Origin of the sequence: Streptomyces sp. NPDC059534, assembly GCF_042743475.1 — a bacterium.
GTDB lineage: Bacteria > Actinomycetota > Actinomycetes > Streptomycetales > Streptomycetaceae > Streptomyces.
Window position 1 is genome coordinate 15,650 of record NZ_JBHWAQ010000037.1, and the last position, 26,218, is coordinate 41,867.

Annotated in this window: 22 protein-coding genes and 1 tRNA gene; 11 read left to right on the plus strand and 12 right to left on the minus strand. The window is 73.1% G+C overall.

Annotation, left to right across the window (positions count from 1 at the left end):
* Positions 1-125: 125 nt before the first annotated feature.
* Entirely contained in the window at positions 126-719 is a 594-nt protein-coding gene (locus tag ACFVZH_RS32315) for a histidine phosphatase family protein (RefSeq protein WP_384902933.1), read from the plus strand.
* 38 nt (positions 720-757) lie between these two features.
* Here ACFVZH_RS32315 and ACFVZH_RS32320 read toward each other — a convergent pair whose 3' ends face one another.
* Positions 758-2,044 carry a tetratricopeptide repeat protein gene (locus tag ACFVZH_RS32320; protein WP_384902935.1) on the minus strand — a complete coding sequence of 429 codons (1,287 nt, stop codon included), beginning with the start codon at positions 2,042-2,044 and terminating at the stop codon, positions 758-760.
* A gap of 225 nt (positions 2,045-2,269) precedes the next feature.
* Here ACFVZH_RS32320 and ACFVZH_RS32325 point away from each other — a divergent pair, with 225 nt between their 5' ends.
* Positions 2,270-2,713, plus strand: coding sequence for a hypothetical protein (locus tag ACFVZH_RS32325; protein ID WP_384902937.1), 444 nt, complete (start codon positions 2,270-2,272; stop codon positions 2,711-2,713).
* A 66-nt stretch (positions 2,714-2,779) separates the two neighbouring features.
* On the plus strand, positions 2,780-3,646 hold the full coding sequence (locus ACFVZH_RS32330; protein WP_384902939.1) for a spermidine synthase: 867 nt from the start codon (positions 2,780-2,782) through the stop codon (positions 3,644-3,646).
* 15 nt (positions 3,647-3,661) lie between these two features.
* Here ACFVZH_RS32330 and ACFVZH_RS32335 read toward each other — a convergent pair whose 3' ends face one another.
* Positions 3,662-4,222 carry a hypothetical protein gene (locus tag ACFVZH_RS32335; RefSeq protein ID WP_384902941.1) on the minus strand — a complete coding sequence of 187 codons (561 nt, stop codon included), beginning with the start codon at positions 4,220-4,222 and terminating at the stop codon, positions 3,662-3,664.
* An 87-nt stretch (positions 4,223-4,309) separates the two neighbouring features.
* On the opposite strand from ACFVZH_RS32335, the gene ACFVZH_RS32340 reads away from it, so the two are divergent.
* From ACFVZH_RS32340 to ACFVZH_RS32350, 3 genes are all read left to right on the plus strand, one after another.
* Positions 4,310-5,011, plus strand: coding sequence for a response regulator transcription factor (locus ACFVZH_RS32340; RefSeq protein ID WP_384902943.1), 702 nt, complete (start codon positions 4,310-4,312; stop codon positions 5,009-5,011).
* Positions 5,008-6,417: an ATP-binding protein gene (locus ACFVZH_RS32345; RefSeq protein WP_384902944.1), complete on the plus strand. Its 1,410-nt coding sequence runs from the start codon at positions 5,008-5,010 to the stop codon at positions 6,415-6,417. Before ACFVZH_RS32340 ends, ACFVZH_RS32345 begins: the two co-directional genes overlap by 4 nt.
* A 279-nt stretch (positions 6,418-6,696) precedes the next feature.
* A complete protein-coding gene (locus ACFVZH_RS32350; protein ID WP_384902946.1) occupies positions 6,697-8,208 on the plus strand; it encodes a cellulose binding domain-containing protein in 1,512 nt (503 codons plus the stop codon).
* 206 nt (positions 8,209-8,414) lie between these two features.
* On the opposite strand, the gene ACFVZH_RS32355 is transcribed toward ACFVZH_RS32350, so the two are convergent.
* From ACFVZH_RS32355 to ACFVZH_RS32370, 4 genes are all read right to left on the minus strand, one after another.
* Positions 8,415-10,067 carry a bifunctional aspartate transaminase/aspartate 4-decarboxylase gene (locus ACFVZH_RS32355; protein ID WP_384902947.1) on the minus strand — a complete coding sequence of 551 codons (1,653 nt, stop codon included), beginning with the start codon at positions 10,065-10,067 and terminating at the stop codon, positions 8,415-8,417.
* Positions 10,068-10,200: 133 nt separating this feature from the next.
* Entirely contained in the window at positions 10,201-11,025 is an 825-nt protein-coding gene (locus tag ACFVZH_RS32360; RefSeq protein ID WP_384902949.1) for a carbohydrate ABC transporter permease, read from the minus strand.
* Positions 11,022-12,086, minus strand: coding sequence for a carbohydrate ABC transporter permease (locus ACFVZH_RS32365; RefSeq protein ID WP_384902951.1), 1,065 nt, complete (start codon positions 12,084-12,086; stop codon positions 11,022-11,024). Before ACFVZH_RS32365 ends, ACFVZH_RS32360 begins: the two co-directional genes overlap by 4 nt.
* Positions 12,087-12,091: 5 nt before the next feature.
* Positions 12,092-13,420 (minus strand): ABC transporter substrate-binding protein, encoded by a 1,329-nt coding sequence (locus ACFVZH_RS32370; RefSeq protein WP_384902953.1) that lies wholly within the window; start codon positions 13,418-13,420, stop codon positions 12,092-12,094.
* A 183-nt stretch (positions 13,421-13,603) separates the two neighbouring features.
* Between ACFVZH_RS32370 and ACFVZH_RS32375 the strand changes: the two genes are divergently transcribed.
* Together ACFVZH_RS32375 and ACFVZH_RS32380 are read left to right on the plus strand one after the other, a co-directional pair.
* Positions 13,604-16,273 (plus strand): cellulose binding domain-containing protein, encoded by a 2,670-nt coding sequence (locus ACFVZH_RS32375; protein WP_384902955.1) that lies wholly within the window; start codon positions 13,604-13,606, stop codon positions 16,271-16,273.
* Complete coding sequence (locus ACFVZH_RS32380; RefSeq protein ID WP_384902957.1) at positions 16,258-17,604, plus strand: endo-1,4-beta-xylanase; 1,347 nt, start codon at positions 16,258-16,260, stop codon at positions 17,602-17,604. Before ACFVZH_RS32375 ends, ACFVZH_RS32380 begins: the two co-directional genes overlap by 16 nt.
* A 55-nt stretch (positions 17,605-17,659) precedes the next feature.
* Here ACFVZH_RS32380 and ACFVZH_RS32385 read toward each other — a convergent pair.
* The 4 genes from ACFVZH_RS32385 to ACFVZH_RS32400 form a co-directional block, all read right to left on the minus strand.
* Positions 17,660-17,732 (minus strand) — tRNA-His (locus tag ACFVZH_RS32385).
* 118 nt (positions 17,733-17,850) lie between these two features.
* Positions 17,851-18,453, minus strand: coding sequence for an oligoribonuclease (gene orn, locus ACFVZH_RS32390; protein ID WP_384902959.1), 603 nt, complete (start codon positions 18,451-18,453; stop codon positions 17,851-17,853).
* Between the two features lie 116 nt (positions 18,454-18,569).
* The gene (locus tag ACFVZH_RS32395) at positions 18,570-19,733 is read right to left on the minus strand and encodes a helix-turn-helix domain-containing protein (RefSeq protein WP_384902960.1); all 1,164 of its coding nucleotides are present in this window, start codon (positions 19,731-19,733) and stop codon (positions 18,570-18,572) included.
* A 414-nt stretch (positions 19,734-20,147) separates the two neighbouring features.
* On the minus strand, positions 20,148-20,525 hold the full coding sequence (locus tag ACFVZH_RS32400; protein ID WP_384902962.1) for a hypothetical protein: 378 nt from the start codon (positions 20,523-20,525) through the stop codon (positions 20,148-20,150).
* A gap of 342 nt (positions 20,526-20,867) precedes the next feature.
* Between ACFVZH_RS32400 and ACFVZH_RS32405 the strand changes: the two genes are divergently transcribed.
* Together ACFVZH_RS32405 and ACFVZH_RS32410 are read left to right on the plus strand one after the other, a co-directional pair.
* Positions 20,868-21,389, plus strand: coding sequence for a universal stress protein (locus tag ACFVZH_RS32405; protein ID WP_384902964.1), 522 nt, complete (start codon positions 20,868-20,870; stop codon positions 21,387-21,389).
* A 172-nt stretch (positions 21,390-21,561) separates the two neighbouring features.
* Complete coding sequence (locus tag ACFVZH_RS32410; protein WP_384902966.1) at positions 21,562-22,128, plus strand: GPR1/FUN34/YaaH family transporter; 567 nt, start codon at positions 21,562-21,564, stop codon at positions 22,126-22,128.
* Positions 22,129-22,252: 124 nt separating this feature from the next.
* Here the strand turns inward: ACFVZH_RS32410 and glmS are convergent, their stop codons facing one another.
* Positions 22,253-24,070, minus strand: a complete 1,818-nt coding sequence (glmS, locus tag ACFVZH_RS32415; RefSeq protein WP_384902968.1) for a glutamine--fructose-6-phosphate transaminase (isomerizing) — start codon at positions 24,068-24,070, stop codon at positions 22,253-22,255.
* A gap of 54 nt (positions 24,071-24,124) precedes the next feature.
* On the minus strand, positions 24,125-24,400 hold the full coding sequence (locus ACFVZH_RS32420; protein ID WP_384902970.1) for a hypothetical protein: 276 nt from the start codon (positions 24,398-24,400) through the stop codon (positions 24,125-24,127).
* A gap of 193 nt (positions 24,401-24,593) precedes the next feature.
* On the opposite strand from ACFVZH_RS32420, the gene ACFVZH_RS32425 reads away from it, so the two are divergent.
* Complete coding sequence (locus ACFVZH_RS32425; RefSeq protein ID WP_384902972.1) at positions 24,594-26,210, plus strand: beta-N-acetylhexosaminidase; 1,617 nt, start codon at positions 24,594-24,596, stop codon at positions 26,208-26,210.
* The last annotated feature ends 8 nt before the right edge of the window (positions 26,211-26,218 follow it).

A 26,218-nucleotide genomic window follows, 5' to 3' on the forward strand; every position in this document is an offset into this window, starting at 1 on the left:
AGGTGTCCGCCCGGGGGAGGGGACGCCGGACGGCGCCGGGGGGTTGCCCGGAGGCCACCCCGCATTCAGGTGGGCGATGATGGGAGAGGCACGTCAGCACCGTGAACCCCTGGAGCGTCCTTCCCATGGCACCGCGCATCCTGCTCGCCCGGCACGGCCAGACCGAGTGGTCACTTCTCGGCCGGCACACCGGCAGGACCGACATCCCACTGCTCGACGAGGGGCGGCGCGGCGCGAAGCTGCTCGGCGAGCGCCTGCACCGCGGGCCCTGGCAGGGGCTGCCCGGAGTGGAGGTCCTCACCAGCCCGCTCGTCCGGGCGAGCGAGACCTGCGCACTCGCCGGCTTCGCCGACCGGGCCGAGCCCTGGGACGCGCTCATGGAATGGGACTACGGGGCGTACGAGGGAATGACCCCGCCCGAGATCCAGGCCGTCCGCCCGGGCTGGTTCATCTGGCGCGACGGCGTCCCGGAGGGCGAGACCCTCGCGCAGCTGTCGGACCGCGCCGACGAGGTCGTGCACCGGGCCCGCTCCGCCGACCGCGACGTCCTGGTCTTCGCGCACGGCCACATCCTGCGTTCGATCGGCGCCCGCTGGCTCGGCGAGGACGTGTCCTTCGCGTCCCGCATCCGCCTCGACCCGACGAGCCTGTCGGTGCTGGGCTGGGCCTACGGCGACCCGGCGATCGAGCGCTGGAACGACACCGGCCACCTGGAGTAGAGGCCCGTCCGCCACGCGGCGAGGATCCGGCTCGTCGGTCAGTACGCGGCGAGGATCCGGCCCGTCTCGGCGAGCATGCCGCGGATGCGGGCCGAGGCGATGCCCTCGAGGGAGTCCGCCACCCGCCTCGCCTCCGCCGCGGCCTCGTCGGGGCGGCCGGCGTGCGCCAGGTCCCTGGCGAGGTGGGCGCGGTAGAGCGCGAGGTTCCGGGCGAAGTGCGGGTTCTGCAGGACCGTGGCCCGGTGGGCGTGGCGGGCCGCCCGGCCCCAGTCGCCGAGCGCCGACCAGCACTGCGCCTCCAGGGCCTCCCGCTCCGGCTCGCCGAAGAAGGACATCCACTCGGGGTCGCCCTCGGCCGGCCCCCGGTCGAAGAAGCCGTGCGCCCGGCCGAGGGCCTGCTCGCAGGCCGAGCGGTCGCCGAGCTCCGCCCACGCGCCCGCCTCCCGCAGCGACAGCAGCGACAGCAGCCGTGCCGAGTCGAGCGGCTGGGCCGCCCGCAGCCCGGCCTGCGCCGCCCGGACCGCCTCGCGGTGCCGACCGGTGTCCCGGGCCAGGAACGAGGTGTTGCAGAAGGCGTGCGCCTCCAGGGCCGCGTTGCCCGCCACGCGCGCGGTGGCGAGGGCTTCGGCGTAGTGCGAGCGCGCGTCCTCGTGCCGGCCCGAGTCGTGGGCCAGCCAGCCGACGGAGAGGGAGAGCTCGCCCGCGCCCGCGTGCAGCCGGTCCTCGGTGGAACGGCGGGTCATGGTGCCGGTGTCGAGCAGCGCGTACGCGGTACGGAGCGGCTGGGCGGCGACCTTGTAGAGCCCGTCGGCGCCGTGCCGGTCGTCGAGCAGACGGATCTGCCGCACGGCGTCCTCGACGGCCCGCACCTCGGCCTCGCCGATCCGGTGGGCGCCGCGGGGGGCGGGGATCGCGACGGCGGGGCCGCCGAGTCCCAGCGAGGCGGCCGCCAGGGTGGCGGAGCCGCTCGTCATGAATGCGCGACGCAGCACGTCGCTCTCCTCATCGTTCCGGGTGGTGATGGCGGCGGGAGGCGCTGCCCCGGCCGGGACGGCCTGCCGTCGGCCGCGCACCGTCTCCCGCGCGGAGAACCCCAGGTCGGCGAGGCCGAGTCCGGGGAACATGTGCAGGAAGACCCGCTCGTACGCGTAGTTGGGGCAGCGGATCTCGCCCGCCTCCACGCGCCCGATGTAGCGGGCGTCGCACGCGACCTGTTCGCCGATCTCCCGCGCCGCCCGGCGGACCGCCGCCGCGAACTCCGCCGGCGAGTGCTGTCCGCGGAGCCGGCGGAAGGCGGGATTGGGAACTGCCCGTGACATCGCCATTGGCCGAGCCCTCTCCTGGTGCTGCCGGGTGGTCCGGCGGCAAGAACGTACCTGCTGTGACCGGATGCCTACGCTGAGTTTGGCTACAAATCGGATATCTCGCCTGCGATCTGCCATGAACTGCCATCCTTTGCGGCGGCATGGCGCCGTAGCCGTTGACGCGCACGGGCGTTGAACCGTAAGGGAGAGACGGAACGTGTCTCCTCAGGAGCGAGGAGGGGTCCCATGTCGGAGATCGGATCGCAGTCGGCCACGCGGCACGTACCCGCCCCGGACGGCGACACCCCCCAGCCGCCCGCGGAGCCCTGGGACCTGGTGACCGTGCCGGTCCGCCAGGGCCTGGAGGCCGTCGACATCCTGCGGCGCGGCAGCGTCCCCGCCGTCGGCCCCGTCGTGCACGACGGGACCTGCGACACCCTGGGCTTCCTGGTGCCGCCCGGCACCGCCGCCGGCTGGGACATGCCCGGCAGCGCCTGTACGCGGACCTCGGGACGCGGGCTGCGCCTCCCCGCGCTGCCGGAGCTGCCCGAGCCCGCCGGTGACACGCCCCGGCCGGCCGGCTGGCTGCTGCCGCCCGGCGACACCGACCCGGTCACCGACCCGGTGGTGCTGCGCGAGGCGCTCGGCGAGGCGGCCCGGCTGATCGAGGCGGCCGACGGCTGCCGCTGAACCGCCGGCGGGGCCGGCGCCCCGGGCGTCGGGCGGGCCGGTCCGGTGTGCCCCGATAATGGAGCCGTGGCCAGGAACAAACAGCGTGACCGGGCGGCGGCGGCCGCATCCGTCGTCGAGACCGTCGACGGCGGGCTCGCCGAACTCATACCCGACCGGGAACGCCCGCGCGGCTGGACGCTGCTCATCGACGGCGCCCCGCAGTCGCACGTCGACCTGGACGACCCGGCCCACCTCGCCTTCGAGTACCAGCGGCGCCTCGGCCACATCGCCGACCTCGCCGCCCCGCCGAACCGGCCGCTCCAGGTCGTGCACCTCGGCGGCGGGGCCTTCACCCTCGCCCGGTACGTCGCCGCGACCCGGCCCCGCTCCACCCAGCAGATCGTGGAGCTCGACGGCCCGCTGGTCCAGCTCGTCCGCCGCGAACTGCCGCTCGACGCCGGAGCCCGCGTCCGTGTCCGCTCCACCGACGCCCGGGACGGCCTGGCCAAGGTCCAGGACGGCTGGGCCGACCTCGTCATCGCCGACGTGTTCAGCGGCGCCCGCACCCCGGCCCATCTGACCAGCACCGAGTTCCTCGCCGAGGTACGGCGGGTGCTGCGGCCCGGCGGCTTCTACGCGGCGAACCTGGCCGACGGGCCGCCCCTGACCCATCTGCGCGGCCAGATCGCCACCGCCGCCGCCGTCTTCCCCGAACTGGCGCTGACCGCCGACCCGACGGTGCTCCGCGGCCGCCGCTTCGGCAACGCGGTGCTGCTCGCCTCGGACCGGGAACTCCCGGTGGCCGAGCTGACCCGCCGGGTCGCCACCGACCCCCATCCGGGCCGCGTCGAACACGGCCGGGCCCTCGCCGACTTCGCCGGGGGAGCGGCGCCGGTCACCGACGCGAGCGCCAAGCCCTCGCCCGTACCCCCCGCGTCCGCCTTCCGCTGAGGCCGCGGGCCCGCCCTACGTCTGCCGGTCGTCGATCTCGACGCGGGGCGCGGTGTCGTGCCAGAGGCAGAAGACCGACAGCTCGCGACCGTCCTTGGTGAAGGTGACGCGGATCCACGTCGGCTGCTTCCACACCTGCATCTGCCAGCCGGAGGCGGGGATCGCCGAGACGAGTTCGGCCGAGGTCTCCCCGAGGTCGAAGGTGACCCGGCCGCCGTCGACCGGGTAGCTCTGCACCCGGGAGGCGGAGTCCGGCGTGGTGGTGGCGGGCGGCGGCGTGGTGGGCCGCGGGGTGCGGGAGGGGCGCGTCGACGGGGTCGCGGGGCCGGTGCTCGGGATGTCCGTGGGCGTGGCGGGCGCGGAGGACGCGGCCGGCTCGGGCGGCCGGGTCGACGAGGTGAGCGGGTCGCTGCCGGAGGCGGCCGCTCCGATGGTGCCGCCGGCCGGCAGCGGCAGCGCGCGCGGAGGGTCGTAGACGGTGCCGGACAGCACGGTGTGCACTCCCCACCAGGACAGGGTGACCGCCGCGCCGGTGGCGAGCGACCAGGCCAGGGCGTGAACGAGTCCTCTTCGCACCGGGACATAGTGCACTACCCCGCGAGAAGCCGTACCGGAGGGTGCGGATTGCTCTCCGGTTCCCCCGAATGGCGTACGGTGCGGCCCATGGCAAGTGTGCTCGTGGTCGAGGACGACCAGTTCGTGCGCTCCGCCCTCATACGGCAGCTGACCGAGGTCTCCCACACGGTACGGAGCGTCGGCACGGCTCTGGAGGCGTTGCGCGAGGTCGCCCATTTCCGCTTCGACGTCGTGATCCTGGACCTCGGTCTGCCCGATCTGGACGGGTCCGAGGCGCTCAAGATGCTGCGCGGGATCACCGACGTACCGGTGATCATCGCGACCGCCCGCGACGACGAGGCGGAGATCGTACGGCTCCTCCACGCGGGCGCGGACGACTACCTGGTGAAGCCCTTCTCGGTCGACCACCTGTCGGCCCGGATGGCGGCCGTGCTGCGCCGGGCGCGGGCCTCGGCGGGGGAACTGCCCCCGTCGCGGGTGATCCGGGTCGGCGGGCTGACCGTCGACCCGCTGCGCCGTCAGGCGGAGCTGGACGGCGCGCCGTTGGACCTGACCCGGCGCGAGTTCGACCTGCTGGCCTTCCTCGCGGGGCGGCCCGGCGTCGTCGTCCCGCGCAAGGAACTGCTCGCCGAGGTGTGGCAGCAGTCGTACGGGGACGATCAGACCATCGACGTACATTTGTCATGGCTGCGGCGGAAACTGGGTGAAACGGCCGCACGTCCCCGCTATCTCCACACCCTGCGCGGGGTGGGCGTGAAGCTGGAGCCGCCCCGGGAGCCGCAGCCGTGAGATGGGCGCTCGTCAAGGTGTCCCTGGCCGTCACCGCGATGGTCGTCTTCGCCTTCGCCGTACCCCTCGGACTCGTCGTCAAGGAGATGGCCCGCGACCGCGCGTTCTCCAACGCCGAGCGGCGGGCCGCCGGGCTCGCCCCCGTCCTCGCGATCACCACCGACCGCGACGAGCTGGACAAGGCCGTCGCCACCACCGAGGACGGGGCCACCGGGCGGCTCGCGGTCCACGTGCCCGCCGCCGAACCCGGCGGAGCGCCGCTGGAGATCGGCACCCGGCGGGCCGGCGCGGAGGAACTCGCCGCCACCCGCAGCCTCGGCCGGGCCTCCATCGCCGAGGTCCCGGGCGGCTTCGCCCTGCTCCAGCCCACCGCGCTCAGCAGCGGCAAGGTCGCCATCGTCGAACTCTTCGTCCCCGAGGGCGAGGTGACCAACGGGGTCGCCACCGCCTGGCTGGTCCTCGCCGGCGTCGGCGTCGCCCTGATCGTGGGCTCCGTCGCCGTCGCCGACCGCCTCGGCGTCCGGATGGTCCAGCCCGCCCAGCGGCTCGCGGGCGCCGCCCACGACCTGGGCGAGGGCCGGCTCGGCGCGCGGGTGCCCGAGGAAGGCCCGCCGGAGCTCAAGTCGGCGGCCGTCGCCTTCAACTCGATGGCCGACCAGGTCGTCCAGCTCCTCGCCAACGAGCGCGAGCTGGCCGCCGACCTCTCCCACCGGCTCCGCACCCCGCTGACCGTGCTCCGGCTCAACGCCGCCTCGCTCGGCTCGGGTCCGGCCGCGGAACAGACCCGCGCCGCCGTCGAGCAGCTGGAGCGGGAGGTCGACATCATCATCCGTACGGCCCGGGAGGCGAAGCCGCAGACCCAGGCGACCGGACCCGGCGCCGGCTGCGACGCCGCCGAAGTGGTCCGCGAGCGGATGGACTTCTGGTCGGCGCTGGCCGAGGACGAGGGCCGCCGGGTGCGGGTCGCGGGTGTCGAACGCCCGGTCCGCATCCCGGTCGCGCGCCCCGAACTCGTCGCCGCGCTCGACGCCCTGCTCGGCAACGTCTTCCGGCACACCCCCGAGGGCACCGCCTTCTCCATCGACGTCCACAACGGCGACGACGCCGTCATCGTCCTCGTCTCCGACGCCGGCCCCGGCATCGCCGACCCCGCCGCCGCCCTGGCCCGCGGCAACAGCGGCGCCCGCGCAGGCTCCACGGGCCTCGGTCTCGACATCGTGCGGCGGATGGCGGAGACCACCGGCGGCGACGTCCGCATCGGGCACTCGGTGCTCGGCGGCACCGAGGTCCGGGTCTGGATCGGTCTCGACGGCCGCCGGGCCGGCGTGACGTCCGGCCGCCGCGGCCACCGCCCGGCCCGGCGTCGCCGCGGCGGCACCGGGACCCGGCGGGCCGCGGACGGCTGAACCGGGCCGGGCGGGCGAACCGCGCCCGGCGGGCGATCGTCGGCCCCATCGCGACCCGGTGGGTCACCGAAGCGTGAACCGTGCCCGGGTAGGCCACCGACGCCTGGAGCGGGCCCCGGCGGGGCCGTCCGCGCGCCCGAACCTTTCCTGGTTCCGATGGCTTCCTTAAGCGGAGCCTAAGAATCCCGGCCAGGGTCCGCGGACGCCCGTTTGTCCGGTTACCAGTCGCTAGCGTGCTGCCGCACCCCACCACCCCCGGCACGCAGAGGCAGGCACGCGATGGGCACGAGTTCGCACCGGCGCAGGGCGACCACCAGGACCAAGGTCGTCGGCGCGATCGTCGCGGCGGCGGTCGTCGGCGGCGCCGCCTTCGCGCTCACCGGCACCGCCCAGGCCGCGGCCGTCGGCGCCGCCTACACCAGGACCAGCTCCTGGAGCGGCGGCTACACCGGCCAGTACGTCGTCACCAACGAGACGTCCGCCGCCCAGTCGGACTGGACGCTGGAGTTCGACCTCCCGGCCGGCACGACCATAGGCTCCCTCTGGAACGGCGAGCACACCGTCTCGGGCGGGCACGTCACCGTGAAGCCCGCGAGCTGGAACCGGCAGCTGGCGCCCGGCCAGTCCGTCACCGTCGGCTTCGTCACCTCGGCCGCGGGCCAGGCCGGCGACCCGTCGAACTGCCTCATCAACAAGGCCGCCTGCTCGGCCGGCGGCCCGGCCCCCACGCCCAGCGGACGCCCCACCGAGCAGCCCACCGCGACCGCCTCCCCGAAGCCGACGGCCACCGCCACCGCGTCCCCGAAGCCGACCGCCACCGCCACTCCGGCTCCCACCACCCCGGCTCCCACCACCCCGGCCCCCACCCCGACCGCGACGGCGACGGGAGCCCCCGTCACGGCCGCGAAGTACGCCCCGTACGTCGACACCTCGCTCTACCCGTCGTACGACCTGCTCGCGACCGCCGACGCCACCGGCGTGAAGGAGTTCAACCTCGCCTTCATCACCTCCGGCGGCGCCTGCGCCCCGCTGTGGGGCGGGGTCACCGACCTGGCGAACGACAAGGTCGCGGCCCAGATCGGCGCCCTGCGCGCCAAGGGCGGGGACGTCCGCGTCTCCTTCGGCGGCGCCGCCGGCCACGAGCTGGCCCTGAACTGCTCGACCTCCTCGGCACTCGCCGCCGCGTACGGCAAGGTCGTCGACCAGTACAAGCTGACCAAGGTCGACTTCGACGTCGAGGGCGCGGCCCTGCCGGACACCGCCGCCAACACCCGCCGCTCGCAGGCGATCGCCCAGCTCCAGAAGTCCCACCCGGGCCTGAACGTCTCCTTCACGCTGCCGGTCATGCCCGAGGGCCTGACCCAGCCCGGCGTGGACCTGCTCGCCGACGCCCGGCGCAACGGGGTCCGCGTCGACGCCGTCAACATCATGGCGATGGACTACGGCCCCGCGTACAACGCGGACATGGGCACGTACGCGATCCAGGCCGCGACCGCGACCCAGGCCCAGGTCAAGGGCGTCCTCGGGCTCTCCGACGCGGCCGCCTGGAAGGCCGTCGCCGTCACCCCGATGATCGGCGTCAACGACGTCGCCAGCGAGGTCTTCAAGGTCGACGACGCCACCCAGCTGGTCGACTTCGCGAAGTCGAAGGGGCTCGGCTGGCTCTCGATGTGGTCCTCGACCCGGGACAAGCAGTGCGCGGCCGGTGCGGTGAACTACGCCGACGCCACCTGCTCCTCGATCCTCCAGCAGCCCCTGGCCTTCACGAAGGCGTTCGCCGCCTACAAGTAAGCCCCCGCAGCCCCTCCCCACGTCCTCCCCGCTCCTCCCCACACCCCCTCCTCGCCCACACCCCTACACCCCCTACACCCCTCCGCCCCCTCCGCCCCCACGCCCCCCGGACCCCCCACACCGCGCGCCCCGGTCGGACCCACCCCCACCGCCGACCGGGGCGCGCATCCCTGTTCACGCGCCCGCGCGCTCCGCTTCCCGCCGCGTCACGAGGCCCGCGAGGTCTTCCACTCCTCCGCGTAGTCGTCGAAGATCGCCCGCAGGTGGTGGCCGATCTTCAGGTAGTCGAGGTCGTCGAGGTTGGCGAGCGACACCCGCACCGACCACTCGGGGCCGTCGAAGCCACCGCCGTTGAGGAGGACGACGCTGGTCTGCTCGGCCAGGCGGAACAGCGGGTCGACGGGCTCGTAGTTCTTCTCCAGGAAGTCCGCGAAGTCCTTCCCGTGCACCCGCTCGGCCTCCGCGAGCAGGTCGAGCTCGATGTAGTACCCGGCCCGCTTCGCATCGTCGGCGATCTTCATCTGGGCGCCTTCGAGGAGCAGGTCGAGGCGCCGGCGCACGATGCCGCGGATCCGCTCCTTGTACGCCTGGCCCTCGTCCAGCAAGTCGAAGAGGGAGAAGAGCGACATCATCACCTGCTGGGGCAGGGACAGACCGGCGGTGTGGTTGAGGGCGACCTGCCGGGAGTCGGCCACCAGCCGGTCGATGAACCGGATCTTCTCCGGCTCCAGGCTGAGCGTGCCGTACCGCTTGTCCAGGCGGTCCTTCTCGGCCCGCGGCAGCTTCGCGATCATCTCGTCGATCACGTTGTCGTCGTGGAGGCCGATGACGCCGAGCCGGTGGCCGGTGCAGCCGTAGTGCTTGGAGTACGAGTACACGAGGAGCGTGTTGCGCGGCAGGTCCGCGGCGAGCGAGCGGAAGCCCTCCACGAAGGTCCCGTACACGTCGTCCGTGACGATCAGCAGGTTCGGGTTCTGCCCGGCGACGATGTCCTTGATCTGGTCCGTCACCCGCCGGCTGAGCGCGAGCGACGGCGGGTTGGACGGGTTGACGACGCAGACCAGCTTGACCGACGGGTCGGCCAGCTTGGCGACCTCCTCGGTCGGGTAGCGCCACTCGCGCACGCCGGTCTCCGCGAACAGGCTCGCGTTGACCGTGACGACGTCGAACTCGTACGTGTCGAGCTCGGGGATCTCGATGTACGGGGTGAAGACCGGCACCATCAGGGCGATCCGGTCGCCCTTCCTCAGGATCCCGTTCTTCACCAGCGAGTCGAAGACGTAGCACATGGCGGCCGTGCCGCCCTCGGTCGCGAAGAGCGACAGGTCACCGGCGGGCGGGCGCTTGTCGAACATCTCGTCGTGGACGTAGCCGCGCACGATCTGCTCGGTGTGGGCGAGCATCCTGTCCGGCACGGGGTAGTTGTCGCCGATCGAGCTGTCGGTCAGCTCGTGCACGAACGCGTCCTTGTCGAAGCCGAAGCGCTCGACGGCGTACTCCACGCAGTCCCGCAGCAGCTCGATCCCGGGCAGGTCCGGGTGCCGTCGCACGAAGGTGTCGAAGCGGGAGCCGGAGCCGGTGAGTTCCGGCATGCCGCCGAGGTTGTCGGCGGTCCACACCCGGCGCGACTCGGAGAGGGCGAAGTAGCCGAGCGCGTGGAACGCCTCACGGGGGCCGGTGGCGACCCAGTTCGGGTTGCCGCGGCCCGCGTTGAGCATCTGCGCCTGCGACTTCTCCTTCTGGCCGGGCTTGCCGGCCTGCGCGGCCTGGGCGATCTGGATGAACTTGTCCTTCAGCTCGAACGGCGAGAGCTGCGCGAAGGACTGGATCTCCTGGCGGGTGAACGTGGTCTTGGGCACGGCTGACTCCCTTGGGGCGTTAGTGGTTGAGGAAAGTGGATCATCGCCTCGCCCGTACGGGTGAGACATTGACGTTCGGGGTTGACGACCGGATTCGGTGTCCGGAGCCGGCGTCCGGGGGCGGCGTCCGGAGTCAGCCCTTCACCGCGCCCCGCATCACCCCGCCGACGATGTGCCGCCCGAACAGCGCGAGGACGACGAGCAGCGGCAGCGTTCCGAGCAGAGCCCCCGCCATCACCACCGACTGGTCGGGGACCGTCCCCCGCCCCAGTCCCGTGAGCGCCACCTGCACCGTCGGGTTCCCCGTCTGCGTCAGCGCGAGCACCGGCCAGAAGAAGTCGTTCCACGCCGCCACGAACGACAGCATCGCGAGCACCGCCATCGCCGGGCGCGCCGCCGGCAGCACCACGTGCCACACCGTCCGTACCGTCCCCGCCCCGTCCATCCGCGCCGCCTCCAGGAGTTCGGGCGGCAGCGCCCGCAGCAGGTGCTGGCGCATGAAGAAGACCCCGAAGGCCGACACGAGCGACGGCAGGATCACCGCCTGGAGCTCGTCCGTCCAGTGCAGTCGCGCGATCAGCAGATAGAGCGGGACCACCCCCAGCTGGGGCGGGATCAGCATCGTCGCGCCCACGAGCAGCAGCAGGGTGCCCCGGAGGCGGAACCGCAGCCGGGCGAAGGCGAAGCCGGCGAGGGTGGAGAAGAGGACCGTGCCGGCCGCGACCGCCCCGGCCACCAGGGCGGTGTTCGCCAGCGCCTCGCCCAGCCGGGCGTCGGTCCAGGCGATCTCCACGTTCCGCGGCAGGTTCCGCCCGAACCGGAAGGGCGGCGGGGTGGCCGCCAGCCGGGTGTTGGTCCGCGAGGCCGCGACCGCCGTCCACACCAGCGGGAACAGCGAGACGACCGCGAACAGGACGAGCAGGGTGTACGTACCCCAGCCGGCCTTCTCCGTCCTCACCGCGCTCCCTCCCGGCGCGCGAGACCCGTCCGGCGGGCGAGGCCCTCCCGGCGCGTCCGGCCCTCCCGGCGCGCGAGACCCGCCCGCGCCAGCCGGACCGCACCGAACAGGACGACCAGGATCAGGAGCATGGTCCAGGCGATCGCCGCCGCCCGTCCCAGATGGAGGTTCACCCAGCCCTGCTCGTACAGGTAGAGCCCCAGCGTCTGGAACTGGTGGTCCGCGCCGCCCGTCGCCCCCGCCCCGCTGCCGAACAGCAGCGGTTCGCCGAACAGCTGCATCGCGCCGATCGTCGACACCAGCCCCGTGAAGGCGAGCGCCGGCCGCAGTCCCGGCAGCGTCACGTGCAGGAACTGGCGCCACCGCGAGGCCCCGTCCAGCGCCGCCGCCTCGTACAGCTCGTGCGGGACCGTCTGCATCGCCGCCAGATAGATCAGCGCGTTGTAGCCGGTCCAGCGCCAGATCACGATCGACGCCACCGCGCACCGCGAGGCCCACGGGCCGTTCTGCCAGTCCACCGGGGAGACGCCGACCAGCCCGAGCGCCCAGTTCGCCATCCCGTGGTCCCGGCCGAAGAACAGCGCGAAGACCAGGGTCGCCGCCGCCACCGACGTGGCGTACGGGGCGAGCGCCACGACCCGGAAGACGCCCCGGCCCCGCAGCCGGACGTCCAGCAGGTGTGCCGCACCGAGCGCCAGCAGCAGCTGGGGGACGGTGGCGAGCACGCCGATGGCGACCGTGTTCGCCAGGGCGTTCCAGAAGAACTCGTCGTCGGCGAGGCGCGCGTAGTTGTGCAGCCCCACCCACTCCCGTTCGTCCGGCGCGGTCAGGTCCATCCGGTACAGCGACGCCCAGGCGGTGGCGGCCAGCGGGAACACCCCGAAGGCCGCGAAGAGCACGAAGAACGGCGCGACGAGCACGTACGGCGCCCAGCGCGAGCCCGGACGCGTGCGCCGCGGTGCGGACCGCGGGCCGCCGGCCCGCCCGCCGGGGCCCGTGCGGCGCGCGGTGTCCGGCGTGCCGTCGTCCTGGAGGCCGCCGGTCCGGGGTGTCGTCGTCATCCCGGTCACCGGTCCAGCGCGTTGTCGATCGCCTTCATCGCCGCCCGCCAGGCCGAGTCCGGGGAGCGGCCGGTCTGGTCGACCTGGAGCATGCCGACGTCGGCCAGGGTCTGGGAGACCAGCGCGTCCTTCGGCCCGATGGGCGCCCGCGGGACGCCCAGCGCCGCGCGGGCGAAGAGCCGGCCGACCGGGGCGTCGCCGAAGTAGGGGTGGCGGGCGTCCGCGACCTCGGGGAGGGGGTAGGCGGCCGAGGCGCTGGGGAAGCTGCCGCGCTTCGCGAAGAGCCGCGCCTGCTGGGCGGGCGCGGTCAGCCAGGCGGCGAGCCGGGCCGCCTCGGCGCGCTGCCGCCCCGCGGACGGCACGACGAGGAACGAGCCGCCCCAGCTGCCCGGCAGGGGCGCCGGGGCCACGTCCCACCGGCCGCGCCCGGCCGGGCCCGCCTTGTCCTCGATGTAGCCGAGCATCCAGGCGGGGCAGGCGATGGCGGCGAACGCCGCGTTCGCGAACGCCTGGTCCCAGCCGGGGGTGAACTGCTGGAGCCGGGCGGTCAGCCCCTGCCGGGCGAACGCGGCGGCGAGGTTCCATGCCTCCCGTACGGCGGGGTTCTCCGCCACGATCAGCTCGCCCCGCTCGTCGTAGTACCGCGGGGTCACGCTGCCGGTGGCCGCCGCGAGGACACCGGAGGCGGAGTCGGTGAAGGCCGTGCCCCGCGGGGCGCGCTCGCGGTAACGGACCCCGGCCGCCAGGTACTTCCGCCAGTCCCCGGCCCACAGCCGTCCGACGGCCTCCCGTTCGGTGGGCAGCCCGGCCCGCGCGAAGAGGTCCTTGCGGTAGCAGACGGCCTGCGGCCCGATGTCGGTGCCGAGCGCGAGCGTGCGCCCGTCGGGGGTCGTGCCCTGTGCCCACTTCCACGGCAGGTACGCCAGCGGGTCGACGCCGGGGGCCGTGCCGAGCTCGTCGAGCCGGCCGGCCTGGGTGTCGAGCACCTCGGCGATGTTGCCGACCTCGACGGCCTGGACGTCGGCGAGGCCGGAGCCGGCGGTGAGGTGGGTGAGCAGCTGTGGGTAGTAGACGTCGTTGCGGGTGAAGGAGGTCTGCCGGACGGCGATGTCGGGGTGGAGCCGCATGTACGTGTCGTAGAGGCCGGCTTCCTGGTAGCCGAAGGTGCCGAACACGCCGACGGTGAGGGTGACGGGCCGTCCGGTGCCGTCCGCCGCCGGTCCGACGCCCTGCGGGGGCGGCTCGGCGGGGTCGGTGGCGCAGCCGGCGGTGAGCGCCGCGCCCAGGAGGAGGGCGAGGGCGACCCGGAACGCGGTGCCGCTGCTCCTCCACATGAGCCCCGACCGTAGTGGGCCGGGCCGCCGGGGGCGGGGAGCCGGTCCGGCGGTGCCACCCGTCCGGGCGTACGTCGTCGAACGTCTTCGACGACGTACGGACCTTGACCGTGTTCTGACAGCGACTCAATAGTGGGAGCGCTCTAGTGGGAGCGCTCCCATTCAATCTTCGACAGGACACCCATGCGCAGAACACGCCACCTCCTGGCGGGGCTCGCCCTGACCCTCGGCCTCGTCGCAGGAGCGGCACCCGACGTCACCGCCGCACCGACCTCCGCCGAGGCCGCCGCACCGACGTCCGCCGCCACGAGCCCGTCCTACACCTGGAAGAACGTCCGGATCGACGGCGGCGGCTTCGTCCCCGGCATCGTCTTCAACCGGACCGAGAAGAACCTCGTCTACGCCCGCACCGACATCGGCGGCGCCTACCGCTGGAACCGGACCACCGCCACCTGGACCCCGCTCCTCGACGCCGTCGACTGGGACCACTGGGGCCACACCGGAGTCGTCGGCCTCGCCTCCGACGCCGTCGACCCGAACCGCGTCTACGCGGCCGTCGGCACCTACACCAACGACTGGGACCCCGGCACCGGCGCCGTCCTGCGCTCCGCCGACCGGGGCGCCACCTGGCAGCGCACCGACCTCCCCTTCAAGCTCGGCGGCAACATGCCCGGCCGCGGCATGGGCGAACGGCTCGCGGTCGACCCGCACCGCAACAGCGTCCTCTACCTCGGCGCCCCCAGCGGGAACGGCCTCTGGCGCTCCACCGACTCCGGCGTCACCTGGGCGAAGGTCACCTCCTTCACCAACCCCGGCGGCTTCCGGCAGGATCCGGCCGACACCAGTGGCTACAACTCCGACGAGCAGGGCATCGTCTGGGTCACCTTCGACGAGTCCACCGGCACCGCCGGCACCGCGACCCGCACGATCTACGTGGGCGTCGGCGACAAGGACAACGCCGTCTACCGCTCCACCGACGCCGGCGCGACCTGGACCCGGCTGCCCGGCCAGCCCACCGGGTACCTCGCCCACAAGGGCGTCCTCGACGCGGCGAACGGCTACCTCTACCTCGCCTACAGCGACCGGGCCGGCCCCTACGACGGCGGCAAGGGCCAGGTCTGGCGGTACGCCACGGCCACCGGCGAGTGGAAGGACATCAGCCCCGTCGCCGAGGCCGACACCTACTACGGCTTCAGCGGCCTCACCGTCGACCGGCAGCACCCCGGCACCGTCATGGTGTCCGGCTACAGCTCCTGGTACCCGGACACCCAGATCTTCCGGTCCACCGACAGCGGCGCCGGCTGGACCAGGGCCTGGGACTACACCTCGTACCCCAACCGCACCGACCGCTACACCATGGACGTCTCCTCCTCGCCCTGGCTGACCTGGGGAGGCAGTCCCGCCCCGCCCGAGCAGGCCCCCAAGCTCGGCTGGATGACCGAGGCCCTGGAGATCGACCCCTTCGACTCGAACCGCATGATGTACGGCACCGGCGCCACGCTCTACGGCACGACCGACCTCGGCAAGTGGGACACCGGGGCCACCTTCACCATCAGGCCCATGGTCCAGGGCCTGGAGGAGACCGCCGTCCTCGACCTGGCCTCGCCGCCCTCCGGCGCCCCGCTCATCAGCGCCCTCGGCGACGTCGGCGGCTTCCGGCACACGGACCTCGCCAAGGTCCCGTCGATGATGTTCACCGGCCCCGCCTTCACCTCCACCACCAGCGTCGACTTCGCCGAGACCAAGCCGGACACCGTCGTACGGGCCGGCCACCTCGACGGCGGCCCCCGCGTCGCCTTCTCCGGAGACAACGGCGCCACCTGGCGCGCCGGACAGGAGCCCGCGGGCGTCACCGGCGGCGGCACCGTCGCCGCCTCCGCCGACGGCGCCCGCTTCGTCTGGAGTCCGGAGGGCACCGGCGTGCACACCGGCACCGGAGGTGCCTGGACCCCCTCCACCGGCATCCCGGCCGGCGCGACCGTCGAGTCCGACCGCGTCGACCCGCTGACCTTCTACGGCTTCAAGGCCGGCACCTTCTACGTCAGCACCGACGGCGGCGCGAGCTTCACCGCCAGGGCCGGCGGCCTGCCCGCCACGGGCCCGGTCCGCTTCAAGGCCGTCCCCGGCCGCAAGGGCGACATCTGGCTCGCCGGCGGGGCCACCGACTCCACGTACGGCCTGTGGCACTCCACCGACGGCGGCGCCGCCTTCACCCGGGTCACCGGCGTCGAGCAGGCCGACACCGTCGGCTTCGGCAAGGCAGCCCCGGGAGCCGCGTACCCCGCCCTCTACACGAGCGCCAGGATCGGCGGCGTCCGCGGCGTCTTCCGCTCCACCGACGCCGGTGCGAGCTGGCTCCGGATCAACGACGACGCCCACCAGTGGGGCTGGACCGGCGGTGCGATCACCGGCGACCCCCGCGTCTACGGGCGGGTGTACGTCTCCACCAACGGCCGCGGCATCATCTACGGCGACACCGCCGAGACCGGCGGCGGAGACGGCGGCGGCACCGACCCCGGGACCCCGCCCGCCGGCGCCTGCAAGGTCGCCTACAAGATCACCAACCAGTGGCAGGGCGGCTTCCAGGCCGACGTCACCGTGACCAACACCTCCACCACCGCCTGGACCGGCTGGAGCCTCGGCTGGGACTACCCCGTCGGCCAGAAGGTCGGCCAGATGTGGAACGCCACCCCGGCCCAGACCGGCACCGCCGTCACCGCCCGGAACGCCGGCTGGAACGGCTCCGTCGCCGCCGGCGCCTCCGCGTCCTTCGGCTTCACCGGCAGCTGGACCGGCACCAACCCCGTACCCGCCGCCTTCGCCCTCGGAGGTGCGACGTGCTCCGTCGCCTGATCGCCGCGGCGTTCCTGGCCGCCGCCCTGACCACCCTGCCCGCCACCGGTGCCTCCGCCGCCGACGCCCCGCTGCGGGACCTCGCCGACGCCCGGGGGATCTACCTCGGCACCGCCGTCACCGGCGGGAGGCTCACCGGCGGGTACGCGGATGTCGCCGGGGCCCAGTTCGGCTCGGTCACCCCCGGCAACGAGATGAAGTGGGGCTCCGTCGAGCCCACCCGGGGCACGTTCGACTGGACCGGCGCCGACCGCGTCGTCGCCTTCGCCGAGGCCCACGGCCAGCGGGTGCGCGGCCACACCCTCGTCTGGCACAGCCAGCTGCCCTCCTGGGTCACCGACGGCACCTGGACCGCCGATCGGCTCCGCACCCTCCTGACCGACCACGTCACCGCCGAGGCCGGCCGCTACAAGGGCCGGATCGACCACTGGGACGTCGTCAACGAACCCCTCGCCGACGACGGCACCCTCCGCCGGTCGGTCTTCGGCGCCACCCTCGGCGAGTCCTACATCGCCGACGCGTTCCGCGCCGCCCGGGCCGCCGACCCGGCCGCGAGACTGTATGTCAACGACTACTCCACCGACGCCGTCGGCGCGAAGAGCGACGGCATGTACGCCCTGGTCAAGCGGCTCCTCGCGCAGGGCGTCCCGGTCGACGGGGTCGGCTTCCAGGCTCATCTCGTCCTCGGCCAGGTCCCGGCCTCCCTGGAGACCAACCTGCGCCGCTTCGCCGACCTGGGCGTCGACGTGGCGATCACCGAGCTGGACATCCGCATGACCCTGCCGGCGACCGACGCGAAGCTCGCCCGGCAGAAGGCCGACTACGCCTCGGTGGTCCGCTCCTGCCTCGCCGTCACCCGCTGCGCCGGCGTCACCGTCTGGGGCTTCACGGACTCCGACTCCTGGATCCCGGACTTCTTCCCGGGCCAGGGCGCGGCGACGCCGTACGACGAGAACCTCGTGCCCAAGCCCGCGTACGCCGGGATCGCCGGGACGCTCGCCCCGGTCACCCCGCCGGCCCCCGGTGTGTGCTCCGTCACCTATGCCGTCACCAGCCAGTGGACGGGCGGCTTCACGGCCCAGGTCACCGTCCGCAACACCGGTACGGCCCCGCTGAACGGCTGGACCGTCCGCTGGACCCAGCCCGCCGGACAGCGCGTCACCCAGGCGTGGAACACCGCGCTGACCCAGACCGGGGCGGACGTGACGGCGTCCCACCTCGCCTACAACGCGACGGTCCCGCCGGGCGGCTCGACCGCCTTCGGCTTCAACGGCGTCCGGTCGGGCGGCAACCCGCCTCCGACGGCCCTCACCTGCACCCCGGGAGGGTAGAGACGCGAAAACGACTCAGGCCCCGGTTCTTTCGAACCGGGGCCTGAGTCATCAGGGTGAGTAACGGGACTTGAACCCGCGACATCCTGGACCACAACCAGGTGCTCTGCCAGCTGAGCTATACCCACCATGCCCGGCGGTTTTCCCGAAGGTTTCCCTGACCGGCCGAGAAGAAGTCTACAGGGTCCTGAGGGGTGCTCGCGCCCGCGTTTTCCCGAGCGGGATTCCGGGGGCGCGAGCGGGTGGTCATTCGGCGGGCACGACGTGGCGGGCCGCGATCTGCTTCGCGGTCTCCGAGTCGGGGCCGGGCTGCGGGACGAAGACCGCCTCGCGGTAGTAGCGCAGCTCGGCGATGGACTCGCGGATGTCGGCGAGCGCCCGGTGGTTGCCGTTCTTCTCCGGACTGTTGAAGTACGCCCTCGGGTACCAGCGGCGGGCCAGCTCCTTGACCGAGGACACATCGACGATCCGGTAGTGCAGGTGGCTCTCCAGGGCCGGCATGTCCCGCGCGAGGAAGCCGCGGTCCGTGGAGACCGAGTTCCCGCACAGCGGCGCCTTGCCCGGCTCCTTGACGTGCTCGCGGATGTACGCGAGGACCTGGGCCTCCGCGTCGGCGAGTGTGGTGCCGTCGGCGAGCGCGTCGAGCAGCCCCGAGTTCGTGTGCATCCGGCGCACGATCTCGGGCATGGTCTCCAGGGCCGCGTCCGGCGGGCGGATCACGATGTCCACCCCGTCGCCGAGCACGTTCAGTTCCGAGTCGGTGACCAGTGCGGCCACCTCGATGAGTGCGTCGTCCGTCAGCGAGAGCCCGGTCATCTCGCAGTCGATCCACACCATGCGATCGTTCATGTGTCCACCTTAGGGGCTACGGACCCGAGCCGAGCAGGCCGACGGGCGCCCGGGGGAGGTCTCCCCGGACGCCCGTCGGTCCTGCGGTGCGCGGCTTGTGGCCGTGCGGGTCGCGGTTACGGCGCGCTGCGCTGACCCGGCAGCGAGGCGCGTCCGGGCGCGTACACGTCGGACTGCGGCTTGCCCGGGTCCAGCGACGGACGCCGGACGCCCGCCGGGACCTGGGCGGGCACGACCGGGTCGAGCACGGCCGTGGCCACCTCGCCCTGCGGCCGCCGGGCGCGGTAGGCCGCCCGGTACGCGGCCGGCGAGGAGCCGAGCTGGCGCCGGAAGTGACCGCGGAGCGCCACCGGGGAGCGGAAGCCGCACCTGCCCGCGACCTCGTCGACCGAGTAGTCGGAGGTCTCCAGCAGCCGCTGCGCCTGGAGCACCCGCTGGGTGATCAGCCACTGGAGGGGGGCCGAACCGGTCAGCGAGCGGAACCGGCGGTCGAAGGTCCGCCGTGACATGTACGCGCGGGCGGCCAGGGTCTCCACGTCGAACTGCTCGTGGAGGTGCTCCAGTGCCCAGGCGACGACCTCGGCCAGCGGGTCGGCGCCGATCTCCTCGGGTAAAGACCTGTCGAGGTAGCGCTCCTGACCGCCGCTGCGCCGCGGCGGGACGACCAGTCGGCGCGCCAGCGCGCCCGCGGCCTCGGTGCCGTGGTCGGTCCGCACGATGTGCAGACACAGATCGATTCCGGCCGCGGTGCCGGCGGAGGTCAGTACGTCCCCGTCGTCGACGAAGAGCTCCCGCGGGTCCACGTGGACCGACGGATAGCGCTTGGCGAGCGTCGGCGCGTACATCCAGTGCGTGGTCGCCGGGCGGCCGTCGAGCAGGCCGGCCGCGGCGAGGACGAACGCACCGGTGCAGAGGCCGACGATCCTGGCCCCTTCCTCGTGCGCGCGGCGCAGCGCCTCGAGTGCCTCCGGCGGTGGCGGCGAGGTGATCGACCGCCAGGCCGGGACGACGACGGTGCCCGCCCGGCTGATGGCCTCCAGGCCGTACGGCGCGGTGAGTTCGAGCCCTCCGGTGGTCCGGAGCGGGCCGTCCTCGCCGGCGCAGACGAGCAGCCGGTATCGGGGCACTCCGGCGTCCTGCCGGTCGATGCCGAACACGGAGAGCGGGATGGAGCTCTCGAAGATGGGGCCGCCACTGAACAGCAGCACCGCGACGACTTCGCGACGGCGGCGCCCGGACAGCTTCCGTGCGGCCTCCGGTGCGGCGGAGTCCTGGCTCATGACGCTAAGCCCCCCTCGGTGTTCGCGTCTCCCTGGTCGTGTCGCTCCTGCACGTTTCCCCTCGGTTTTGCACGAGACCCCAGTCTTCGGTACCCATGATCGAATCTACTGTGTCCCGTGGCGCCGGCGTGACAAGTTCTCCATCCGGTGGATTGTCGACAAGGCAACTTGGCGTGAAGCGATCGATCGCGAAGTCTCCGGTCCGGCCGCCGCGGGGGACCGGGCCCGACGGCGAACGACCCCGTACACGGGGGGTGTGGGGGCGTGGGGCGGGGCTTTCGCCGCTCTCCGTACCGGGGTTGGGCAATCGTTCCGCCAAGGACTCGCCGACGAATGGAACTTGGCCGAAAACATATGGGTTCGGGTGTGCGAACCTGTCAACTCGAAGAGGGGCGGGGGTGGCCGGGGCCCCGCTCAGAGGTGGCCGCGGCGCCTGACGCGGGGGCCCTCGGCCCGCAGTCCGCGCTCCGAGCGGCGGAGCAGCACACGGCAGACCGCCGTCACCGAGAAGAGTCCGAGCGCGGTCCCGGCGGCCCCGCCGAGCGAGGTGCCGTAGGCGACGAGCACCACCGGGACCAGGGCGCAGCAGAAGACCGCCCAGCGGACGACGTCGTCGGCCGGCCCCCCCGTCCCCGCCGCGGCGGCCGTCCCCGGGTCCGGTTCCGCGGTGGCGGTGGCGGTGGCGGTGGCGGCCGGGGAGGGGGCGGGTGCCCGGCGGCGCCCGCGGGGCGCGCCGAGAGTGGGGGAGTGGGCGGCGGAGGTCTGGCCTGCGGTGGTCGATGGTGCGGGCACGGGCGGTCTCCCTGCGACGGTGGGCTGGACCTGTGGCAACGAGGAACGGAACGTTCCGGTCACTCTGGGCGACGTCCGTTTGGCCCCCGTACGGACACCTGTAGGGCACAACCGGCATTGCCAGATCCCGAGCCCCTCGTGCATGCTCCCTGGAACGCCGTGCGCGAGCGGCGGGCACGCCAGGAGTGGCACTGCGGGCTCTGGGCAGGAGAGGAGTGGCGCCGTACCCTTGGGGGTATGGGGTTGGGAAGATGATTCCCGGACACAGCTCCGCCGCCACCCGTCGTTCGTCCCCTCTTTTCCCCGTCCCTTCCCACGAGGACCTTCTTCGCCGAGACACCGATGGCCGGTCACGAATTCCCCGAACCCGCGGACCGCAAGCGCGTCGCCGATTCCACGGTCGACCCCCTCGCGGTAGAACAGCCACGTCACGCCTGCGACCCGGCCTTCCGGCACGGGGTCGTCGTCGGCTTCGACGGCTCCATGTCCAGTGAGCGAGCCCTCGCGTACGCCATCGGCATGGCCAGGCGCTCCGGATCGGGCCTGATCATCGTGCATGTGGCCAACCGGCTGCCCACCACGGTGTGGGCCGGCTGCGAGCCGCCCGTCTTCGTCGACGTGCCCGACCACCGGACCGAGGTCCTCGGTCTGGAGCTGGCCTGCGCCGAGCACCTCTCGGAGGTGCCGTGGATCCTCGTCGAGCGCGGCGGCGACATCTGCCACGAGCTGGAGGAGGTCGGCCGGGAGTACTCGGCCGACGTGATCGTGGTCGGCTCCACGCACGGGATCGTCGGCCGGATCTTCGGGTCGGTGGCCGGCCGGCTCGCGCGCCGCGCCCAGCGGCCCGTCATCGTCATCCCGTAGCCCCCGGCAGTCCCGTCCGGCGCGACGGTCCGTCAGTTCACTCCCTCAACTGCCGTCATCCGGCCATAAATTCGGCCTTCCTCAGGTGAATTGTGCGCTTGTGAAGGGTACATAAAGAGCACCGGATCACAGCGCTCACGCAGTACGACTGCACACCTGAAGGGAGCCCGCCGTGAACAACGAAGTCGCCGCGGGAAACACCGCCTCCACGCTCGGACACCTCGCACTCGGACTGACCCTGCTGGCCTTCGGCCTGGGCGGTACCGGGGTCATCGACAACGTCGCGGCAGCGGATGCCGCCGGTCTCGCCACCTGGGTCGGCGGGGTCACGCTCTTCCTCGTCGGCCTGCTCGCCCTCCGGGCCGGCAGCACCGGGGAGGGCACGGCGTACGCGGCGCTCGGCGCCTTCTGGTTCACCTGGGGGACCGGGGTCGGCGGCGCCGGCGGCTCGGCCGACGCGGCGGGCCTGTTCCTCCTCCTGTGGGCGCTCCTCGCGCTCACGCTGACCGTGGCCTCCTCGGGCAGCGGACTCTTCGGACAGGGCGTGTACGGGCTGCTGTTCGTCTCGCTGCTGCTGCTCGGCATCGCGGCGCTCGCCGACAACGGCGGCCTCGCGAAGGCGGGCGGCTGGGTCGCCGCCGTCGCCGGCCTCGTCGCCTGGTACGGCGCCACGGCCGCGGTGGCGGGCTGGCCGACGTCCCTCGGGCGGGCGAGCCGGAGCGCGGCCGCCGCGAGCTGAGCCCCCGCGAAGCAAAGCGGTCCCCCGCACACCTGGGTGTGTGCGGGGGACCGCTTTCGTGTCCGGTCGTACCGCCGGGGGACAGGCCCGGCGGCGCGGCTCGGGGGGACAGGCCCCGAGACCGCTACTCGACCGTGACGGACTTGGCCAGGTTGCGCGGCTTGTCGATGTCGCGGCCCATGGCGAGCGCCGTGTGGTACGCGAGGAGCTGGAGCGGGATGCCCATCAGGATCGGGTCCAGCTCGTCCTCGTTCTTCGGCACGACGATGGTGTGGTCGGCCTTCGCCTGCGGCTGGTGCGCGACCGCGAGGATGCGGCCGCTGCGGGCCTTGATCTCCTCCAGGGCGGCGCGGTTCTTCTCCAGCAGGTCGTCGTCGGGGACGATCGCGACCGTCGGCAGGGCCGGCTCGATGAGGGCGAGCGGGCCGTGCTTCAGCTCGGAGGCCGGGTATGCCTCGGCGTGGATGTAGGAGATCTCCTTCAGCTTGAGGGATGCCTCCAGGGCGACCGGGTAGCCCCGGACGCGGCCGATGAACATCATCGACTGGGCGCCCGCGTACTCGGCGGCGATCTTCTTGATCTCGTCCTCGGTCTCGAGGATCTCGCTGATCTGCGCGGGCAGCTTGCGCAGGCCCTCGATGATCCGCTTGCCGTCGGTGACGGACAGGTCGCGGATGCGGCCCAGGTGCAGGGCGAGCAGCGCGAAGGCGGTGACCGTGTTGGTGAAGCACTTGGTGGAGACGACGCAGACCTCGGGGCCGGCGTGGACGTACACGCCGCCGTCGGCCTCGCGGGCGATGGCGGAGCCGACGACGTTCACGACGCCGAGGACGCGGGCGCCCTTCCGCTTGAGCTCCTGGACGGCGGCGAGCACGTCGTAGGTCTCACCGGACTGGGAGACGGCGATGTAGAGGGTGTCGGGGTCCACGACCGGGTTGCGGTAGCGGAACTCCGAGGCCGGCTCGGCGTCGGCGGGGATGCGGGCCATCGACTCGATGAGGCCCGCGCCGATGAGACCGGCGTGGTACGAGGTGCCGCAGCCGAGGATCTTGATGCGGCGGATGGTGCGGGCCTCGCGCGGGTCCAGGTTCAGGCCGCCGAGGTGCACGGTGGAGAAGCGGTCGTCGATCCGGCCGCGCAGCACGCGGTCGACCGCGTCGGGCTGCTCGGAGATCTCCTTGTGCATGAACGTGTCGTGGCCGCCCATGTCGTAGGAGGCGGCCTCCCACTCGACCGTCTCGGGGGTGGACGTGGTGGAGGCGCCCGAGGTGGTGTAGGTGCGGAAGTCGTCGGCCTTGAGGGTGGCCATCTCGCCGTCGTCGAGGGTGACGACCTGGCGGGTGTGGGCGATCAGGGCGGCGACGTCGGAGGCGACGAGCATCTCCTTCTCGCCGATGCCGAGGATGACCGGGGAGCCGTTGCGGGCCACCACGATGCGGTCGTTGAAGTCCGCGTGCATCACGGCGATGCCGTAGGTGCCCTCGATGGACTTGAGCGCCTCGCGGACCTTCTCCTCGAGGGTGTCGGCCTGGGAGCGGGCGATGAGGTGGGTGATGACCTCGGTGTCCGTCTCGGAGGCGAAGACGACGCCGTCGGCCTCCAGCTTGGCGCGGAGCTCCTGGGCGTTGTCGACGATGCCGTTGTGGACGACGGCGACCTTGTTCTCGGGGTCCAGGTGCGGGTGCGAGTTGACGTCGCTCGGCGCGCCGTGGGTGGCCCAGCGGGTGTGGGCGATGCCGGTGGTGCCGGTGAAGCGCTTGGGGACCCGGGCCTCCAGGTCACGGACGCGGCCCTTGGCCTTCACCATCTTCAGGCCGGCGGCCTTCGGGCTGGTGATGACCATGCCGGCGGAGTCGTACCCCCGGTACTCCAGCCGCGCCAGGCCCTCCAGGAGCAGCGGGGCGACGTCACGCTTACCGATGTAACCGACAATTCCGCACATATAGGTGCAACCCCTCCAGGTCAGTGATGGTGCTTCCGGGCCGCCGCGGCGGTCTCAGCCGTAGACGATGCGGCGCAGCTGCCGGAGCGAGAGCTCCTGCGGCGCCACGGCCCGGTGCGGCAGTTCCGCCGCGATCCGTTCGAAGATCTCGGCGTTCACGGCCCCGCCGGACTGCAGCTCGCGGTGGCGGCGGCGGACGAACTCCTCGGTCGTCTCGTCGAAGTACGCCAGCACGTCGAGTACCACCCGGGTGGCCTCACCGCGCTGGAGCGCGGTGCTGCGGACCAGGTGGTCGATGAGGTCGTCGTGCGACGGGCGGCGTTCGAGCACCCGTCGATACTGGGGTGTACCCCTGGTCGATTGCAAGAATCCTGCCCGAAATCGGGCAGGAGTGCCATGATCGTCGAGGAAAACGGGTCCGTTGGTCCAGACCTTGACCTGAAGAGGGGGTGACGGTACGCATGACGATCGAGCGGATATACAGACATACGGACGTAACGATCGCCCGAAGGGGAGCTTGCCCGTGAGACAGCGCCGAAGGATTCCACGCCTGATCGGTTCCCTGCTCCTGGTCGCCGCCGCCGGGGCCGCCTGCGGCGAGGCATCCGCCGGCAGCGAGGTCGCCGCCGCCGAACCCGAGGTGCGCCCCCTCGGCCGGATCGTGCCCGTACCCGCCTCCGTCACACCCGAGGGCGAGCCGTACACCCTCACCCGGACCACCCGCATCGGCGTGGACGGCGGCTCCCCCGAGTCCCGGGCCGTCGGCCGCTACCTCGCCGGGCTCCTCCGCCCCGCCACCGGCTTCCAGCTGCCCGTCGTCGACGAGGCAGCCGCCCTCGACGGCATCCGCCTCCGGCTCGACCCCGACGCCACCGCGCTCGGCGACGAGGGCTACCGGCTCGCCTCCTCGCCCGCCGGCCTCACCCTCACCGCCCGCGCCCCCGCCGGCCTCTTCCGCGGCGTCCAGACCCTGCGCCAGCAGCTCCCCTCCGCGGTCGAGCGCGGGACCGTCCAGCCGGGACCCTGGAAGATCGCGGGCGGCACCGTCACCGACACCCCGCGCTACGCCTACCGGGGCGCCATGCTCGACGTCTCCCGCCACTTCTTCACCGTCGACGAGGTGAAGCGGTACATCGACCAGCTCGCCCTCTACAAGGTCAACACGCTCCACCTGCACCTCTCCGACGACCAGGGCTGGCGCATCGCCGTCGACTCCTGGCCCCGGCTCACCGCCCACGGCGGCTCCACCGAGGTCGGCGGCGGCCCCGGCGGCTTCTACACCAAGGAGCAGTACAAGGAGATCGTCCGGTACGCGGCCTCCCGCTACCAGGAGGTGGTCCCCGAGCTCGACATGCCCGGCCACACCAACGCGGCCCTCTCCTCCTACGCCGAACTCAACTGCGACGGAGTCGCCCCGCCGCCCTACACCGGCATCAAGGTCGGCTTCAGCTCCCTGTGCGCCGGGAAGCCCGTCACGTACGACTTCGTCGACGACGTGATCCGCGAGATCGCCGCCCTCACCCCCGGCCGCTACCTCCACATCGGCGGCGACGAGGCCCACTCCACCAGCCACGACGACTACGTGACCTTCATGGACCGGGTGCAGCCCGTCGTCGCCAAGTACGGCAAGACCGTCGTCGGCTGGCACCAGCTCACCGGCGCCACCCCCGCCGACGGCGCCCTCGTCCAGTACTGGGGCCTCGACCGCACCCCCGCCGCCGAGAAGGAGCGCGTCGCCGCCGCCGCCCGCAACGGCACCGGCCTCGTCCTGTCGCCCGCCGACCGGACCTACCTCGACATGAAGTACACGAAGGACACCCCCCTCGGCCTTGCCTGGGCCGGCTACGTCGAGGTCCGGCGCTCCTACGACTGGGACCCGGACACCTACCTGCCGGGCGCCCCGGCGTCCGCCGTCCGGGGCGTCGAGGCCCCGCTGTGGACCGAGACCCTCGCCACCCCGTCCGACCTCGACGCGATGGCCTTCCCCCGTCTGCCGGGCATCGCCGAACTGGGCTGGTCCCCGGCGTCCGGGCACGACTGGGAGACCTACAAGGTCCGGCTCGCCGAGCAGGCGCCCCGCTTCGAGGCCCTGGGCATCGCCTACCACCGCTCGCCGCAGGTGCCCTGGCCGGCGCGCTAGGGCCGGGG

Bases quoted from the DNA above. Each gene is read 5' to 3' on its own strand.
- ACFVZH_RS32340 (WP_384902943.1), top strand. From the start codon at position 4,310: ATGGCAAGTGTGCTCGTGGTCGAGGACGACCAGTTCGTGCGCTCCGCC.
- glmS (WP_384902968.1), bottom strand. From the start codon at position 24,070: ATGTGCGGAATTGTCGGTTACATCGGTAAGCGTGACGTCGCCCCGCTG.
- ACFVZH_RS32320 (WP_384902935.1), bottom strand. From the start codon at position 2,044: ATGGCGATGTCACGGGCAGTTCCCAATCCCGCCTTCCGCCGGCTCCGC.
- ACFVZH_RS32350 (WP_384902946.1), top strand. From the start codon at position 6,697: ATGGGCACGAGTTCGCACCGGCGCAGGGCGACCACCAGGACCAAGGTC.
- ACFVZH_RS32370 (WP_384902953.1), bottom strand. From the start codon at position 13,420: ATGTGGAGGAGCAGCGGCACCGCGTTCCGGGTCGCCCTCGCCCTCCTC.
- ACFVZH_RS32365 (WP_384902951.1), bottom strand. From the start codon at position 12,086: ATGACGACGACACCCCGGACCGGCGGCCTCCAGGACGACGGCACGCCG.
- ACFVZH_RS32315 (WP_384902933.1), top strand. From the start codon at position 126: ATGGCACCGCGCATCCTGCTCGCCCGGCACGGCCAGACCGAGTGGTCA.
- ACFVZH_RS32405 (WP_384902964.1), top strand. From the start codon at position 20,868: ATGGCCGGTCACGAATTCCCCGAACCCGCGGACCGCAAGCGCGTCGCC.
- ACFVZH_RS32375 (WP_384902955.1), top strand. From the start codon at position 13,604: ATGCGCAGAACACGCCACCTCCTGGCGGGGCTCGCCCTGACCCTCGGC.
- ACFVZH_RS32395 (WP_384902960.1), bottom strand. From the start codon at position 19,733: ATGAGCCAGGACTCCGCCGCACCGGAGGCCGCACGGAAGCTGTCCGGG.
- ACFVZH_RS32325 (WP_384902937.1), top strand. From the start codon at position 2,270: ATGTCGGAGATCGGATCGCAGTCGGCCACGCGGCACGTACCCGCCCCG.
- orn (WP_384902959.1), bottom strand. From the start codon at position 18,453: ATGAACGATCGCATGGTGTGGATCGACTGCGAGATGACCGGGCTCTCG.